At 62.8% G+C, this 16,355-nt stretch carries 16 protein-coding genes; 3 read left to right on the forward strand and 13 right to left on the reverse strand.

Annotated features, from left to right (window positions below; all coding sequences use genetic code 11):
- Nucleotides 1-76: 76 nt before the first annotated feature.
- Together fghA and DYZ14_RS02870 are read right to left on the reverse strand one after the other, a co-directional pair.
- Entirely contained in the window at nucleotides 77-907 is an 831-nt protein-coding gene (gene fghA / locus DYZ14_RS02865; RefSeq protein ID WP_154719253.1) for an S-formylglutathione hydrolase, read from the reverse strand.
- 8 nt (nucleotides 908-915) lie between these two features.
- Nucleotides 916-2,043, reverse strand: a complete 1,128-nt coding sequence (locus DYZ14_RS02870) for an S-(hydroxymethyl)glutathione dehydrogenase/class III alcohol dehydrogenase (RefSeq protein ID WP_154719254.1) — start codon at nucleotides 2,041-2,043, stop codon at nucleotides 916-918.
- Between the two features lie 166 nt (nucleotides 2,044-2,209).
- On the opposite strand from DYZ14_RS02870, the gene DYZ14_RS02875 reads away from it, so the two are divergent.
- The gene (locus DYZ14_RS02875; RefSeq protein ID WP_154719255.1) at nucleotides 2,210-2,803 is read left to right on the forward strand and encodes a hypothetical protein; all 594 of its coding nucleotides are present in this window, start codon (nucleotides 2,210-2,212) and stop codon (nucleotides 2,801-2,803) included.
- Between the two features lie 10 nt (nucleotides 2,804-2,813).
- Here the strand turns inward: DYZ14_RS02875 and DYZ14_RS02880 are convergent, their stop codons facing one another.
- Nucleotides 2,814-3,878, reverse strand: a complete 1,065-nt coding sequence (locus DYZ14_RS02880) for a quinoprotein relay system zinc metallohydrolase 2 (RefSeq protein WP_154719256.1) — start codon at nucleotides 3,876-3,878, stop codon at nucleotides 2,814-2,816.
- A gap of 174 nt (nucleotides 3,879-4,052) precedes the next feature.
- Between DYZ14_RS02880 and DYZ14_RS02885 the strand changes: the two genes are divergently transcribed.
- Nucleotides 4,053-4,868 (forward strand): quinoprotein dehydrogenase-associated SoxYZ-like carrier, encoded by an 816-nt coding sequence (locus tag DYZ14_RS02885; protein ID WP_232365411.1) that lies wholly within the window; start codon nucleotides 4,053-4,055, stop codon nucleotides 4,866-4,868.
- A 45-nt stretch (nucleotides 4,869-4,913) separates the two neighbouring features.
- On the opposite strand, the gene DYZ14_RS02890 is transcribed toward DYZ14_RS02885, so the two are convergent.
- The 10 genes from DYZ14_RS02890 to nirK form a co-directional block, all read right to left on the reverse strand.
- Nucleotides 4,914-5,264 (reverse strand): hypothetical protein, encoded by a 351-nt coding sequence (locus tag DYZ14_RS02890; protein WP_154719257.1) that lies wholly within the window; start codon nucleotides 5,262-5,264, stop codon nucleotides 4,914-4,916.
- On the reverse strand, nucleotides 5,261-5,941 hold the full coding sequence (locus tag DYZ14_RS02895; RefSeq protein WP_154719258.1) for a hypothetical protein: 681 nt from the start codon (nucleotides 5,939-5,941) through the stop codon (nucleotides 5,261-5,263). Before DYZ14_RS02895 ends, DYZ14_RS02890 begins: the two co-directional genes overlap by 4 nt.
- A 74-nt stretch (nucleotides 5,942-6,015) precedes the next feature.
- Nucleotides 6,016-8,262, reverse strand: a complete 2,247-nt coding sequence (locus DYZ14_RS02900) for a hybrid sensor histidine kinase/response regulator (RefSeq protein WP_154719259.1) — start codon at nucleotides 8,260-8,262, stop codon at nucleotides 6,016-6,018.
- Nucleotides 8,259-9,461, reverse strand: a complete 1,203-nt coding sequence (locus DYZ14_RS02905) for an FIST N-terminal domain-containing protein (protein ID WP_154719260.1) — start codon at nucleotides 9,459-9,461, stop codon at nucleotides 8,259-8,261. Before DYZ14_RS02905 ends, DYZ14_RS02900 begins: the two co-directional genes overlap by 4 nt.
- An 11-nt stretch (nucleotides 9,462-9,472) precedes the next feature.
- Nucleotides 9,473-10,162 (reverse strand): response regulator, encoded by a 690-nt coding sequence (locus DYZ14_RS02910; protein ID WP_154719261.1) that lies wholly within the window; start codon nucleotides 10,160-10,162, stop codon nucleotides 9,473-9,475.
- A 418-nt stretch (nucleotides 10,163-10,580) separates the two neighbouring features.
- Nucleotides 10,581-11,204: a DUF922 domain-containing Zn-dependent protease gene (locus tag DYZ14_RS02915; protein ID WP_154719262.1), complete on the reverse strand. Its 624-nt coding sequence runs from the start codon at nucleotides 11,202-11,204 to the stop codon at nucleotides 10,581-10,583.
- 125 nt (nucleotides 11,205-11,329) lie between these two features.
- A complete protein-coding gene (locus DYZ14_RS02920) occupies nucleotides 11,330-11,773 on the reverse strand; it encodes a pseudoazurin (RefSeq protein WP_154719263.1) in 444 nt (147 codons plus the stop codon).
- A gap of 128 nt (nucleotides 11,774-11,901) precedes the next feature.
- Nucleotides 11,902-12,603, reverse strand: a complete 702-nt coding sequence (locus DYZ14_RS02925; protein WP_115671729.1) for a Crp/Fnr family transcriptional regulator — start codon at nucleotides 12,601-12,603, stop codon at nucleotides 11,902-11,904.
- Nucleotides 12,604-12,696: 93 nt separating this feature from the next.
- A complete protein-coding gene (locus DYZ14_RS02930; protein ID WP_154719264.1) occupies nucleotides 12,697-13,593 on the reverse strand; it encodes an SUMF1/EgtB/PvdO family nonheme iron enzyme in 897 nt (298 codons plus the stop codon).
- A gap of 84 nt (nucleotides 13,594-13,677) precedes the next feature.
- Nucleotides 13,678-14,820 (reverse strand): copper-containing nitrite reductase, encoded by a 1,143-nt coding sequence (nirK, locus tag DYZ14_RS02935; RefSeq protein WP_154719265.1) that lies wholly within the window; start codon nucleotides 14,818-14,820, stop codon nucleotides 13,678-13,680.
- Between the two features lie 223 nt (nucleotides 14,821-15,043).
- On the opposite strand from nirK, the gene DYZ14_RS02940 reads away from it, so the two are divergent.
- On the forward strand, nucleotides 15,044-16,303 hold the full coding sequence (locus DYZ14_RS02940; RefSeq protein ID WP_445292248.1) for an NnrS family protein: 1,260 nt from the start codon (nucleotides 15,044-15,046) through the stop codon (nucleotides 16,301-16,303).
- Nucleotides 16,304-16,355: the final 52 nt, after the last annotated feature.

Genomic DNA, 16,355 nt, shown 5'->3' on the forward strand with positions numbered 1-16,355 from the left:
TTGAAGGCAGCAACCCGTGCCTTTCGATTCGGGGCAGATCGCGTGGCGGCGGCCCAACCGACGCCACGCATTTCCGTCACGCGGCCTTGAGCCGTTCGGCGTGCCAGCGAATGTGATCCTCGCCGAAGCTCGCGACGAAATAGTAGCTGTGATCATAGCCGGCCTGCATCCGCACCACACCCGGCTGACGCCGTTCGGCGATCAGGCTGGCGATCGCTTCCGGCTTGAGCAGATCGAGAAACTGGTCGGTCGCGCCCTGGTCGATCAGGATGTCGCCGGCCCATCCGCGCTCGGCGAGAAGGAGACAGGCATCATAGTCCACCCAATGCGCCTCGTCGTCGCCCAGATAGGCCGAGAACTGCTTGCGGCCCCAGTCCGACCGGGTCGGATTGACGATCGGCGCAAAGGCGGAAACCGAACGGAACAGTCCCGGATTGCGAAAGGCGATCGTCAGGGCGCCATGCCCGCCCATCGAATGGCCGGTAATGCCGTGAACCCCGTTGAGCGGCTGATTGGCCATCAGCAGCGCGGGCAGTTCGGTAACGATGTAGTCGTACATGCGGAAGTGCCGCGACCAGGGTTTCTGGGTCGCATTGACGTAGAAACCGGCGCCTTGCCCAAGGTCATAGGCCTGATCGTCGGCAACGCCCTCGCCGCGCGGCGACGTGTCGGGAAAGACGACCGCCAGGCCGTGTTCCGCCGCATGCCGCTGCAAACCTGCCTTGGTCATGGCGTTCTCGTGGGTACAGGTCAGGCCGGACAGGTACCAGAGCAGCGGCACGGATCCGCTTTTTGCCTGCGGTGGCAGGAACAGACCGAAGGTCATCTCGCCATCGCAAACCTCGGACCGGTGTCGATAGACCGATTGCGTGCCGCCGAAGCACCTGTTTTGCGAGACGAGTTCCATTGGCGTTCTCAATAGACCACCACGCCGCGGATGCTCTCACCCTTGTGCATCATGTCGAAGCCCTTGTTGATGTCGGTGAGCGGCATGGTGTGGGTGATCATCGGGTCGATCAGGATCTTGCCCTGCATGTACCAGTCGACGATCTTCGGCACGTCGGTGCGGCCGCGTGCGCCGCCGAATGCCGTGCCCATCCAGTTGCGGCCGGTGACCAGCTGGAAGGGACGCGTCGAGATCTCCTGGCCGGCGCCGGCCACCCCGATGATGATCGACTTGCCCCAGCCGCGATGGCTTGCCTCCAGCGCCTGGCGCATGACCTTGGTATTGCCGGTGCAGTCGAAGGTATAGTCGGCGCCGCCGATCAGGTCGCCGTTGCGCTTGGTCATGTTGACCAAATAGGGCACGATGTCGTCGCCGACTTCCTTCGGATTGACGAAATGCGTCATGCCGAACTTTTCGCCCCATTCCTTGCGGTCCGGATTGATGTCGACGCCGATGATCATGTCGGCACCGGCCAGGCGCAGGCCCTGCAGCACGTTCAGCCCGATGCCGCCGAGGCCGAAGACGATGGCGGTCGAACCGATCTCGACCTTGGCGGTGTTGATCACCGCGCCGATGCCGGTGGTGACGCCACAGCCGATATAGCAGATCTTGTCGAAGGGGGCGTCGGGGTTGACCTTGGCGACCGCGATCTCCGGCAGCACGGTGAAGTTGGAGAAGGTCGAGCAGCCCATGTAGTGGTGGATCTTGTCCTTGCCGATCGAGAACCGCGAGGTGCCGTCCGGCATCAGGCCCTGGCCTTGCGTCGAGCGGATGGCGGTGCAGAGGTTCGTTTTGCGGGAAAGGCAGGAATAGCATTCGCGGCATTCCGGCGTGTAGAGCGGGATAACATGGTCGCCCTTCTTCACCGAGGTGACGCCGGGGCCGACATCGACGACGATGCCGGCGCCCTCATGGCCGAGAATGGCGGGAAACAGGCCTTCCGGATCGGCGCCCGAGAGCGTGAAATCGTCGGTATGGCAAATCCCGGTCGCCTTGACCTCGATCAGCACCTCGCCGGCCCGCGGGCCTTCGAGCTCTACCTCTGTCACGACAAGGGGTTTTCCGGCCTGAACAGCCAGAGCAGCGCGTGTGCGCATGGAGTGCCTCCCGAAATCTGCGTTATTGAATGCCCGCTTTCTGCGACATTGGGATGAGATTACAGACCAGCCAAGCGCACTGACAATTGCGACCTTAGTGTGTAAATCGGCACCTTTGGTATCTGCCTCCGTTTGCCTATAGTGACACAAGGTCGAGGAGGATCTCATGATGAAAGCCATGCACCTGGGGTTTCTGCTGGCGCTCTTTCCAGGTCTGGTCGCTGCCGCGGATTTTTCCGATCCCGACTGGCCCTGCATCCAGCGCAAGGTCGAAAATCTTTCGGCCGGCCTGATGTGGCCGCATCCCGTGGCCCGGACACCTCTGCCCCCGGAGGCTGAGGAACTGGCGGCCGTGCTGGCACTGCGCCGCGTCAGCCTGGAGGAGGCGGAGGCCCACATCCGCACCTTCCTCGAGCAGCAGGCGGCCGACGAACAACTGCTCGGCAACGTCTTCCACGCTGTCTTCGACAAGCTCTCCGCGGATCGCCTGCGCCTGATCGGCGGCATTGCCCGTTATTCGCGCAGCCAGATCGAACTGTCCCAGAAGATCGAAGCGGAGCGGAGCGAAATGGCGAAACTGACCGCGGAGAAGGCACCCGACTTCGACCGGATCGACAAGCTCGAGGAGGAGATGGACTGGAACGAGCGCATCTTCCTCGATCGTTCGCGCGCGTTGACCTATGTCTGCGAAACCCCGGTCCTGCTTGAAAAGCGCGCCTATGCGGTCGCCCAACTGCTTTTGAAGCACCTGCCGCAATGACCGAAACCCGCTATTCCCATTCGAGCTCCGTATAGGCGACGGTGGCATTGCGCGGATTGTAAAGGTCGAACAGTTGCCAGTGCCCTGCCTCGGCCGAACCGATGACGGTGGCAGCCGCACTAAGCGTCAAGCCTGCCGCAAGGGCGGCACGCGTATCGGTCTCCAGCACGCCAAGATATCGCCCGAGCGGCTCGCCGCCTTGGGGCCAGTCGAGCAGCGGGCCGCCGTGGCCGGGAACAACACGACGCGCCGGCCCCCTGCCAAGATCCCCGAGAACCGATCGCCAGCCCTTGAGCGAGCCATCCAGAGCGGGGGCATGCTCGTGGAATACGAGATCGCCGGCGATCAGCACCCCCGAGGAGAGGTCGAGGACCGTCATGTCCGTTGCCGTATGCGCCGTCGGCCACACCTCAAGCTCGATCACGCGAGAGCCGAGATCCATCTTCTCCAATGTGGCGACGGCCCGATCCGGCGCAATGATCCGGCTGCCGAGGAAAGCCGGCGCGCCGATCAACCGCCCGAAGCTCGTCTCGTAGCTGCCGGCCCGGTCGGCCAGCGCCCGCGGCAGGTTCAGTTGGCCGACGATCTGCGCACCCGCCTCGCGCAAGGGCTCGGCGCCGAAGACATGGTCCGGATGCATGTGCGTAAGGATGAGATGCGAAATCGGCAGGTCGCTTATGGCGCGAATGGAAAGATAGACCTGTTCGCCCACCTGGCGCGAACCACCGGAATCGATGACCGCTACGCTGCGCTCGCCGATGACGAAGGCGATATTGGAGACATCGCCGGCATTCGCCGCATCGGGTTCGGCGATCGCGCCGCGGTGGACGAAGAGGCCGGGAGCCGCTTCGACGAAGGCGAGCCGGGCCGGCGGCCGGGGCTCGCAATGGGGCACACCAGCACTACTCCTCGCCAGCCAGGCGGGTGGATTGGCGCGCACGCCCGCCTCGCAATCCGCTTGGCTCTCCGACGCATAGCCCGGCAGGAGGGCCGTCCGGCATCGCTGTGGGGCTTGCGTGCCGGCCTGCGCATCGCCCGATGCGAGCAGGCAGATTGCAACGAATGCCTCGAACACACCTCACCTCCGCATCCGTCCCCGCGACGTCCCTGATCATCCAGCCTGAGACCGGCACGCAAGCCCCGCAACACATCCGAAAGGCTTGGTTCTGCGCAACGGCCTCAGGGCGTATGATACAAAATCAAGCGGGCCGGCACCGCGTCCGGTGCTTGGAAGAAGAGGGGCTTTGCCATGATGCGCCAGGTTCTAGCCGGAATGTCCTTCCTGCTCATCGCCGGGCTGGCCGTAGCCGAAGAGCCCGTCGCCGACAATCCGCTTGTCGAAGGCGCGACCTGGGCGACGATCAAGGATGCCATCGCCGGCGAGGTCCCGCTCAGCGACGGTTCCGCCCTGCTGACGGTGACGGCGCCCTATCGCGCCAATGACGCGGCCACGGTGCCGGTCGTCATCGAACAAAGGGAGGCGGGCACCGGGCCGATACAGGCGATCAAGCTGGTGATCGACGAGAACCCCGCACCACTTGCCGCCGAAATCCGCTTCGGTCCCTCCATGACGCCGCTGAAGTTCGAGACCCGCGTGCGGGTCAACCAGTATTCCAACATCCGCGTCATCGCCGACACGCCGGACGGCAGCTACATGACCGGACGTTTCGTCAAGGCTTCCGGCGGATGCTCCGCTCCCGCGACCAAGGACCCTTCCGCAGCGCTCGCCGGCATGGGCGAGATGCGGCTTAGATTGTTCGACGCGGCCACGCCGGATCAGAGCGGGCGGCGCGAAGCGCAGATCATGATCCGCCACCCGAACTATTCCGGGCTGCAGCGTGACCAGATCACCCAACTGTTCATCGGGGCGCATTTCATCACCGAACTCGAAGTCCGCCAGGGCGAGGACCTGCTGTTCGCACTGGAGGGCGGAATCTCGATCAGCGAAAACCCGGTCTTCCGCTTCAGCTACCTGGACGACGGCTCACCCGATTTCGTGGTGCACGCTGTCGACACCGAGGGCAATGTCTTCGATCGGGTCCTGCCGAAGCGACCGCCGGCCTGAGGCCTGACCGGTCCTCAGACCTGCGTGCTGACCTTAGTGGGTGCTTCAGAAGCACAACATCTCGGCTTCCGCCTGGGCACGCCTGAGTTCGGCCACCATGGTCTGCGACACGACTGCGGTCTTGTACATGGCCAGTTGCTCGCCGCTTCCCTGCTGCAGGGAAAGCACCGTCTCCGCCTCGACATATTTCTCGTAAGGCAGGATCGATGCGATGATGTCGATCGAACAGGCGCATTTGCGCAAGACCTCGCGGGTCTGCCCGTTTGTCGCCATGCAGCCGAAGACATAGTCGGTGCGCGCCTCGGTGGGATAGTCGTTGAGCCGCTCGGGCATGCCCTGCCCGCCGGCGGAGCCGGCCCCCAGTGCCAGGGCAAGACCGATCAGGAGCCGCTTCATGGTTTCGCATTCCCGCCCTGGGTCAGAGTGATGGCGTTGGAATAGCCGATATCGGCGGGCGTCGATCCCTCGGGAACGGACGCCTTCAACGAATAGTACCAGCCAGGCACATCCTGCGAGACGGTGACGGCGAGTGCCAGTTCGGCGAACCGCCCCATCTGGCCACGCGCCTTGTCTTCGGCGAAGGGCCGGATGGTCACCTGCCTTGCGGCAATGTCGCGATCACCGATGCGAACCGAGACCGGCACGATCTCGGCATCCTTCAGCAGCGCTTCCTTGATGCGGTTGCGCATGTAGAACGGGCTCCCGCCCGACTGCTTTGCGATGTCCGCGACGGCCGTCTCGAGGAAGTACATGATCAGCGGGTTGCCGACCGAAGCCGGGAAGGTGCCGATCATACGCATCTGCGGTCCACGATGCAGGATCAGCGCCGCATTGTCGTCCGAGGTCAACTGCAAGCCGATCGTGTCAGTGTCGCCAGATTCGTCCTTCTTGAGGGGGGAGACGATCCGGTCGTAGACGAGGATGTCTCGACCTTCTTCGCCCGCCGCCGGTGGGAGCGAGGCGGGAAGGCCCGAGAGCGCTCCCTTGCGGAACAGCAGATCATAGGTTTCCGCGGCCGACAGCGGCGCTGTCGACCCGCCGAACAGGGCGAGAAGAAGCAGAAAGACACGCATCGAAATCCTCCCTTTTCCTAAAGAGCCTAACCCCCTGCACCCGTTAGTCACCGCAGACATTGGTCGGTATTGGCTCAAGCCGCGCGGCCTCGGGTCTGCCAGTCGATCAATGCCCTCAGCCGAACGAGCTGGACGGGCTTGTTGAGCACGGTGAAAGACATTTCGCGGGCAAGCAGCAGGAGCTCGCGCTCACGGTTGGCCGAAATGATGACCGCCGGTATCTCCTCGCCGGACATGGCCCGCAATGTCCGGATGGTGTCGATGCCGGTGTCCTCGTCGTCCAACTGGTAATCCGCAAGCAGGATATCGGGCGGCGTGCCGATTTCCTGCATCAGCGCCAGGGCCTCCGCGGTCGAGCTGGCCGCCAGCACGCTCGCCCCCCAATTCTCCAGCTTTCTGGTCATGGCATTGAGCTCGTCGGCGTCATTCTCGACCACCATGACGATCAGGTCGAGGCTGCCTTCTGGCGGGGTCTCGGCGACCGGGCTCTCGCCATGCCCGCCATATTCGGCAGCGGCAAGCGGCACTTCGATGGAAAACATGGTGCCGTGGCCTGGGCGGGACTTGAGCTTCAGCGCGTGATCGAGATGCCGGCAGGCGCGCTCGACGATCGACAGGCCGAGCCCCATGCCGGTGCCCTTGCCGCCGCTGCCGCGGGTGAATTCCTTGAACACCCGCGCCTGGTCATGGTCCGAGATGCCGATCCCGGTGTCCCAGACCTCGATGCGCAGCCGGCCTTCGGCCATGCGGCACCCGACAAGAACACGGCCGCGTTCGGTATACTGGATGGCGTTGACCACCAGGTTCTGCACGCAACGCATCAGATAGCGCTGGTCGCTCGTCACCCACCGGGTCGTCGGCAGGATGGTGAGCTTGATGCCCTTCTCCGCCGCGAGCGGCGCCAGATCTTCCGCCAAGCCCTGAAGCATATTCCCAAGGCTGAAGGACGTGAGGTTGAACTCGACGCCAGAGCTATCGAGACGCGAAATGTCGAGCAGCGCCTGCAACAAGGTCTCGATCGAGTTGAAGGATCGATTGAGGCGGTTCACCACTTCCTTGGCTTCGGCCTGCTCGACCGTTTCTGTGAGGGTGGAGAGATAGAGCTTTGCCGCATTGATCGGCTGCAACAGGTCATGGCTCGCCGCAGCGAGGAACCGGGTCTTGGACGTATGCGCCGCCTCCGCCACTTCCTTCGCCTGCCGAAGCGCAGCCTCGATCTTCGTCTGCTCGGCGGCATGCTTCTGCAACAGCCGGTTCGCTTCGGTCAGCTCGGCGGTCCGCTCCCGCACGCGCCGTTCGAGAAGCGCGGCCGCCTCCGTCTCGGCGGTGATGTCCATGATCGAGACGATGAACCCGCCGTCGGGCAGGGAATGCACCCGCATGTCGAGGCTCATGCCGTCGCGCCGGCGAAAGCGCTGCTGGATCGTCTCACCCCGCAAAAGCGCCTTGAACCAATTCGAGATCTCCGGGTCCTGAGACGTCCTGTCGAGAATTTCATGCCGTTCGATGTGCTCGATGATGCGCTGGAACCGCGTGCCCTTCTTCAACAGCGGCAGCGGAATTCCGAGCAGTTCGCCAAACCGCTCGTTGCGCACCAGAAGTTCGCCGGTGGAGGAGAAGGTGCACACGCCAAGCGACATGTGGTCGAAGGCCGCCTGCAGCAGATGCGCCTGCTGGTCGATCAGCCGGTTCTTCTCGCGACGGTTCTCTCGGACCAGGTCGGTGATTTCCGTCTGCAGCACCGCCATATTGTCGGAACTGGTCTGGCGATAGGAGATCTGGAACCAGCGATCGTTGCGCAGCGCCATGACGAAGGAGGAAAAACGTTGGCCGGAAGGCCCCTGGGCGGTCACGGCCAGCCGACCTCGCGCCTTTGATCCTTCGCCCTCCTCATGGACCAGGTATCGACTGGCATTGACGGCCGCGAGATAGTCGTCGAAGGCGAGACCCGGCTTGATGATCGGCTCGACATCCGGCAGCAACTGGCGAAACTGGCTGTTGCAGACCTGTAGCCGGTCTTCGGAAAAGAGCGCGAAGCCCCCCTCCATGGCCACCATCGCGTCGGCGAGATTGCGCTGAATGCGCTCCTGCGCCTGATAGGCGATTTCCAGCTCACTGGATGCCCGTCCGAGGGTATCCAGCGCCTTTTCCAGGTCCTTGGTCTTCTCCCACACCTCCGCTTGCAAGGCGATGGCCGACTGGAACAGCGAATAGGCGGTTCCGCCGACCTCGTGGCCGCGCTCGGCGCGATTGATCAGCGCATCGATGATCTTCGCCTGCTTGGCGATCTGGATCTCATACGGATCATTGGGATCGATCACAGCGGCGCGCTCCCCCTGGGACGAAAGAAGGCGACGCCGACGAAGGTCTGGTTCACGTGCACGCCCAGGTGCTGTTCGCCATAGGTGCTGAAACCGACGACGCGGCGCTCGCGGAAGCGGCCGGAAGCCTCGGCCTCCAGCCCCTTGCGGTCGATTTCCAGCTTGCGCAGATAGCAGTCGAAGCCGAGAATGAAGTCCGGCGGCTCTCCCTGCCGGTCGGTGACCGTCAGGCCGCTGTCCAGCGTGCGGATGATCTCCTTGCCGCGACCGAGCGTCAGCAGCAGGCCGTCATCGATCGCGGACAGAAAGGTCAGGCCATTCTCGCCGTGGATCTGCTGGATTGCCCGCACGTGATAGATGTTGCCATTGCGCACGAGGACCGGGTTTTCGGCAAAGATGGTCGGCGAAAGGGCGCCGACCGGCACCTTGACCAGCCGCGCATACTCCTGCGCCGCCGGAGCACCGTTGATCTCCAGCACCAGTCGCTCCTCGGGGACGGCCTTGGTTACGACCATCCGGCTCTCTGTCGGCTGGAAATGATCGAAACCGAGACCGCAAAAGGCGAGATCCGTCTCGAGCAGCAACAATAGCGCCGCATTGCTGTGGAACTCTCCATTGCGCAGGACCTGGGTTCGCTCGAACCGAAGACCGTCACCGGCCGAGCCGCCGAAGACGGGGATGTCCTTCAATCCCGCCTCCAGCGCCGCCACCAGGATGTCCTCCTGCTTCGACAGCCCGTCGGCGAAGATCAGCGCCAAACGCTGGCGTCCGGGCGTGGCGCGAAACTGCTCGGACAATCGCTCGGTCTGCTGCACCACCTCGGCGATCGACACCGGCGAAATGGGGACGAACAGTGTCGAGGCGACGCGGAAATGGCTCCGCTCGAAGGCAAGCGCCACCAGGGCGTCGTCTTCATAGCCACGCGGCGTGATCTGGCCCGCCGTCGTGCAGCCGAAGACGACGGCATCCGGCAAGGCCGCCGGCAGTGCGGCGGCAAGGCCTTCGGGCGAAAGCCGGCTCGGTACGAACAGCAGGATGAAGCTCGGCCGGGCATGCGCGAGCTGGCGTCGTATCTCGGCGAGCGCCGTCACCGGGTCCTCGGCATGGGAGACCGCGATGCGAACGGCTTTCGCCGGCCGGTGATCCAGGTCCTCGAGGACCGCTGCGCTGCCCTGCGGATGGACAAGACCGGCCACCATCTGCGGCTCCGTCATTGCAGGCTGTGGCGGATCGAGACCTCGCGCACCAGCATGGCCGCCTGCGTACGATTGTGCACGCCGAGCCGCCGCAGCAGGGCGGTGATGTGCGCCTTGACCGTCGCTTCCGCCAACTGCATTTCATAGGCAATCAGCTTGTTCGGCATGCCTTCGCAGATCAGGCTGAGGATGCGGGTCTGCTGCTGCGACAAATGGGCGATTTTGCGCGATATGGTTTCCACGGATCGGTCAGTGGATTGGGCCCGCGCCGGATGCGTGAAGCCCGGCGGCACATAGGTCTTGCCGTTCCAGATGTCACGCATCGCATCCTGGAAGGTCTGGCGCCCCGTATCCTTCGGGATGAAGCCCGCCGCCCCGGCCGCAAGCACGGATTGGACGATGCCTTCCGTCGTGATGGCGGAAATGACGATGACCGGAATATCCGGTGTGCGCTCCTTGATCTTCAGGAAACCGCTCAAACCGGAGGCATCCGGCAAATTCAGATCAAGCATGATAAGATCGGGCGAGAAGCGCATCCGCAATTGCTGCAGCGCCTCGCCCAGCGAAGTCGCTGTTCGAATCCGTCGGGTATTGAATATGCTCTCCATCGTGGTGGCGAGAGCATCGCAATAGAGCGGATGATCGTCGATCACCAACGCCGATTTTATCGAAAGCAAGTGGTCGGACATTTCGGCCCGCGACATGGCTTTCCTCCCAAAAATACTTCCTGATTGTCATCAGCGGAGCAGCCTCCAACCGCCCCGTATGCCATGGATAATATTTCCGCTCCCTAGCGTGGTCGGGCTCTCCCAAACGCAACCACACGTAATTTGTTGCACAGATTCGGGGACTGCGCAATTGCCGAGGTGACCGTCCTGATCTTGCTCGCCGGTCGGCGGATGTCGACGGCTAACTTATTGTAAATAAGCTATATTTCATATAGCTTTCCGGATCTTTAAGTTAGCATTAACTTACGCTTCACCTAGGATTGTGGCGTAATGGCGTACGGGCCTGGGCAGCGTCCCCACCGAAAACCACGGCTTGTTCTCCATTGGCCCCGGTCGACCCGCCACCGCCGGACACAACCACTTTGCTTTTCAATGCGAACCGGTGAGCCGCCCGCTATCCACCGTTCACCAATTGCAGGATCAGCGTGTGCACATTCCCGCCGGGATTGAGTTCTTCGCGATCGAAATCTCGGCTGCGCTGGCGCTGTTCATTGGAGAGCGCGCCCAGCCGCTTCGTCATTTCTTCCCGGATCTTGCGGCACTTGGGATCGCCGGGCACCGTCAAGCCGACGGTCGCCGCCTCGATCTGGCGCACCATGTCGACGATGTAATCGCCATGCACCCGTTCGTGCTCGGTCACGCCGGCAATGAAACTGTTCCAGTTCCCCTGGACCGGGCCCGGCAGGGGATTTGCCGCCTTTGGCAGAACATAGGTGATGATGAGCTTCGGTCTGGCGCTCGCCAGCACGCAGGCATCGCCGCGGGTTTCATATTTCCGGCTCCACGTCAGGGCGAAGCTGGTATGGGCGATCGACCGGACCCCGATGGCCAGCTTCGGCCCCCTGGCGCCGATCGATTCATAGAGTTCCGGTCCATTCTTGCCCGTGACGGAGTAATTCTCGACCTTTTCAACAGGCTGCCATTCACTCACAGCAGCCGATGGGGCGACCGTCAGGCAGGCGATGATCAGACTATATGCAATACATGCTTTCACGCGTCGGTCCTGCTCGTGCTTCATCCTCAGACTAGAAGCAAAGCCATGGTGACGCAATCAGCGGCACGCCGTGCTGCCTCGGGCCGCGCCCATGAAAAAGCCCGTTCCGGTTGAGCCGGAACGGGCTTGCAGAGGCGAATGACCCGACCTTACTTGAGCGAAGCCAGCGCGGCGGTGAGACGTTCCTGAGCCTTCTTCGGCACCTTCACGCCCTTGTAGGCTTCAAGGTCGGCCGGCGCATCGCCGACGACCACCAGGGCGACCATGCCCATGCCCACATGCGGCGCGCACTTCACGCCATAGGCGCCCGGGACGTCGAAGGTCACGGTGATCTTCTCGTTCATCTTGCCCTTGAACTCGGCGGCACCTTCCGGATGCAGACCCTTGATGATCTCGGCATTGTGACCCTTGTCGGTCGGGACGAAGGTGACGGTGTCGCCGGCGGCGATCTTCACGCCGGCCGGTTCGAAGACCATGGCGCCGTCCTTACCCTTGTTCAGCATGAGGACTTCGTGGTCGGCAGCGGCGGCAGAACCGGCAAAGGCTGCAAGCACGACAGCGGTGGCGGCAAGGCGCTTCAACATCATGGACATTTCTCTATCTCCTTGAAATCAGGACCCTTCGGATCCGTTGGGACAGGAGATACGATGTTCAGGGTGAGGCTTCTTTGACCTTGCGCAACTAACAAAGCGCAAATTGCAAAACATTCTCATTCCCAGGCTCACGAGTGATCCTTGAGCCCTTCGGCCAATTCGGACAGGCCCGGGATATTGCGCACAAGCAGTTTCTGCCGCCCGCCTTCGACAAGGCCCAGGCCTTCCCAGGCGCTGAGAATGCGCGACACGGTATGCAGTGTCGTCCCGGTCATCTCGGCAATGTCCTGGCGTGAAATGGGGAAGTCGATCCGGATGCCGCCTTCCTCCTTGCGGCCCGCTTTGCGCGCCAGCCGCAGCACCACATGGGCCACACGCCGCTCGACCTCCTGGGTCGACATTTCGCGGATACGCGTATGCGCCTCCTCGAGCCGCTGCCCGATGGTCTGCATCGCCGTCACCGCAAGGCGGGGATTGTGTTCGACGAAACTGGGCCAAAGATCGGTCGGCCAGCCAAGCGTCAGACTTTCGGCCGCGGCGATCGCCGTTCCCGGATAGTCGGTGCGCTGGAGCGCCTTGGCAAAACCGAAGAGATCACCGGGATGTACGACCCGCACGATGATCTGCTGGCCGTCTTCGGTCACCTGCGTCACCTTCAGGCGTCCGTGCAGCAGCAGATAGAAGCTGACCGCCGGCTGACCCTGTTCGAAAACCGATTCCCCCTGGGGAACCCGCCGGGCTGCGGCGTGGCCAAGAAGCTTGTCGAGATCCTCGTCGCTCATCCGGTCGAACAGGGGAAGAGCCTTGACGACGGTCCGATCGATCTTCACCGCCGCTGTTCCTTTCTGCGCGCGCCCGTCGCCCGGAAAATCCGGGCGGCGAGCGAAACAATTCATGGCTACAAACTGAATTGTCCTTCTAGACTAGGATGCCGCGTGACGAAAGGTAAAAACTAGCCTCGAATACCAGGTATTGTCCCGAACCAGCCGGAAGCCGACATTGTCCGGCGGCGTACCGACCGAGCATCCGCCGCTTTTCGGGTCGCGGATGAAGGAACTGAGCGGGGACCGGTGCTTGCCGGATGCGATGTAAATGCCGCAGCTCTCACTGGCGCTGGCTGTCACCCCGCCCTCCGCGAGCGTGACCTTGCGGTTGCACGTCGTCGTCCATTCCCAGACATTGCCGGCGAAATCGGCAAGACCGTATTCGCCCTCGCCGAAGCGCCCCAGGGACTGCGGCGTCGGATCACGGGACGCCTTGCGCGAGGCCTCCCGCTGGTAATCGGCCAACCAGCGAAGCGCCGGGTTCTTGCTGTCGGGATCGACCCCGAGGGCATCGTCGGGAAATTTCGACCCGGCCGCGAAGGCGAGGTCCTCGTCGCTGGGCAGGGTCCAGACAGCATTGGTACGGCGGCTCAGCCACAGGGCATAGGCCGTGGCATCATCATGGCTGATGCCGGTGGCCGGCAGGTCCAGCGAAGACGGGGTTTGCTGCTCGCGAGCAGGGCAAGCCCCCTCGGCCACGCAAGCGTCATATTCGGCGGTGGTGACCTGATATTTCATGATGTCGAGCGTCCGCGTCCGCCTGACCTCCACTTTCGGCGCATCGACGGCAAAGCCGTTCTTGTAGAACTCGCCGGCGGGTCGATAGGTGAAGCTGTGCGGCTCGATGAGGATGGTGGCGGGCACCGGGATATCGGTCGTGGCCGGCCGGAACAGCCCGGCTTGAAAGGCAAGCCCTCCGGCAAAAGCCAGCATCAGCAAAGCCGGAAGAGCTATTGAAGCACTTGGAGAAAGATGGGGTGAACTGAGAGCGGACATGACGACCTTCCAGAGGCAGTCGATTGATTTGGGAAGAGACCCATGCCCGCACAGCGCGCGGGCATGGGCTTAAGCCTTGGCCGATCAGCTGGCCGAGGGAGCGAGAACCGAGGTCATCAGGTCGTCGTTCCAGTCGCCCGTGACGGCGAAGTGGGCAGCGGCGCCGAGTTCGAAGGCCTCGATCAGGTTGTGGTTGACATAGGCGTAGATGCCCGGCTGCAGGAAGGTGTAATAGGCAGCCCCGGCAGCACCACCCGGGATGAACCAGGTTTCCTGGTCGGTTTCCGGCGGGTTGTGGAACTTGCCGGTGGCCCAGACATAGTCGCCATGGCCGCCGATCAGGTGCGGACGGGTGTCGCGGTTGGCCTGCGAATGGACGATCAGCACGCGATCACCAACTTCGGCCTTGAGGGCATTTTCGCCGGTCAGGGCACCAACCGCACCGTTGAAGACGATATGGCTGGGGGTCAGGGTGCGCATGACCTGCAGGACGTCCTGATAGGCGTCGCCGGCAGTTTCATACTTCTTGAAATTGCCCTTCTCGTCCTTGGGGACATAGAAATCCTGTTCGCCGACATAGTAGACCTTGTCATAGACCAGTTCGTTGCCCTTGTGATCCTTCAGACCGTCGCGCGGCAGAACCATCATGGCGCCATTCATGCCCGAAGTAACGTGCCACGGAACCATGCCGGGAGGTGCGCAATGGTAGACGAAGACGCCGGCCTTGGTGGCCTTGAACCGCAGGATGGTCTTCTCGCCGGGATTGACGATGGTGAGTGCACCGCCGCCCAGGGCACCGGTCGAGGAGTGGAAGTCGATATTGTGCTGCAGCGTGTTGGTTTCGGGATTGATCAGCGTCAGCTCGACATAGTCGCCTTCATGGACGACCATAAGCGGGCCGGGGACCGAACCGTCGAAGGTCATGGCATGAACCTCGGTTCCCTGGTCATCGACGATGAGCTTCTTTTCCTCGATGGTCATGGTGAACTCGACCACCTTCGGTCCGCCCTCGGCCTTTTGCGTGTGGGCATGGACGAAGGGAGGCTTGACCAGGTCGACCTTGACGCGGGGAAGCTTGGCGATGTCGGCAGCGGTCGCGGAAGCGTTGGTCTTGATGTCGCCGCCTTCGGCGCGAGCTGCGGTCGGCATGACGATCGGCGCCAGAGCGCCGGCGAAGGCCGCACCGGCCAGTATCGTGCGGCGAGTTACCTGAAACTTCTCGGTCATCGGAATATCTCCTTTAGAGTAGAGCGGAGCGAATATCGTCCGGTCGAGAATGGTTTTACGCCCGCACTGCACTGCGCAATTTGTGCCAGCACAAACTTCCCCTGGCGCGGGGCCCCCTGCGTCATTTTGGCAGAAAACGTTCCTTGGAAGACGCTGAATATATTGACAGAACAAGGTTTTGCTTGCGCGCGATCAAAGAGAATTGGTGCATCGCACCGTATCAATGCTTGCGCTTTATCAAAACCACGGAGCCTCACCCATGGCCGGTCCACAGAAACGACGTAGCGGCGGCATTCCGCGCGGCCTGGCGACGACCGGCCCGGTCCTCTTCTCCTATGGCTTCCGGCCGTTCTTCCTCGGCGCCGCCCTGATGGCGATCGTGGCGATGGCCTTGTGGATTCTCGCCTTGACATCCGGACTGCCGGTCGGTGGCTCTTATGGCGCTGCGCATTGGCATGCCCATGAAATGTTGTTCGGTTTTGCCCCTGCGGTGGTGGCGGGCTTCCTGCTGACATCCGTCCCGAACTGGACGGGTCGGCTCCCGGTATCCGGCCGCCCTCTGATGGCTCTATTCGGCCTGTGGGTCGCAGGCCGCATCGTGCTTCTGCAACCCGACCTCAGCGGCATCGGGATCGCCATCGCCATCGCCATAGACAGCCTGTTCCTGCCCGCACTGCTCCTGATCTTCGCCCGCGAAATCGTCGCGGGGCGGAAGTGGAAGGACCTCAAGGTTCTGATAGTGCTGGCCTTGCTGTCCGCAGCCAATATCGGATTTCATGCCGCGACGCTGAGCGGTGAACACGGCGGCTTAGCCCAGAGGCTGGCCGTCTCGGCCTACACCGTCCTCATCATGATCATGGGCGGCCGCATCATTCCCAGTTTCTCGCGCAACTGGCTGAACCAGCGTGGGGAGAAGCGCTTCCCGATCCCCTTCAACACCTTTGACACCGTCGCGATTGCCGGCGGAGCCGTGGCGCTCGGCGGCTGGACGTTATTGCCAGAAAGCCGCCTGACGGGCCTGATCGCCCTTGTCGCCTTCGGCCTGCACATCGTGCGCCTGGGGCGCTGGCGAGGGCACACAGTCTTTGCGGAAAAACTGCTCTTCATCCTGCACACCGCCTACGCCTTCATCCCCTTGGGGTTCCTGGCGATCGCACTGGGCACACAAGACTATCTTGGTGCCAATTCGGTACTCCATGTGCTGACGGTCGGTGCCATGGCAACGATGATGCTGGCAGTGATGACCCGCGCGACCAGAGGCCACACCGGCCGTGTCCTGGCCGGCTCCCGCACCACGACACTGTCATACGCGTCGATCCTCCTCGCCGCCCTCCTGCGCCCCGCGGCCGACCTCATGCCGAACCATATGACGACATTCTACGCGGCCGCAGGCTTGTTCTGGATCGCAGCATTCGCTCTGTTCGTCGTCGAATACGGGCCGATGCTGACCCGCGTCCGGCGCGTCGGGCTGGCCGATCGCTGAGACCGACAGTCCTGCGTCCGCCGCTCCATCTCAAACCATGTCGATCATCGGT

The organism is Ciceribacter sp. T2.26MG-112.2 (assembly GCF_900492205.1).
Lineage (GTDB): Bacteria > Pseudomonadota > Alphaproteobacteria > Rhizobiales > Rhizobiaceae > Allorhizobium > Allorhizobium naphthalenivorans_A.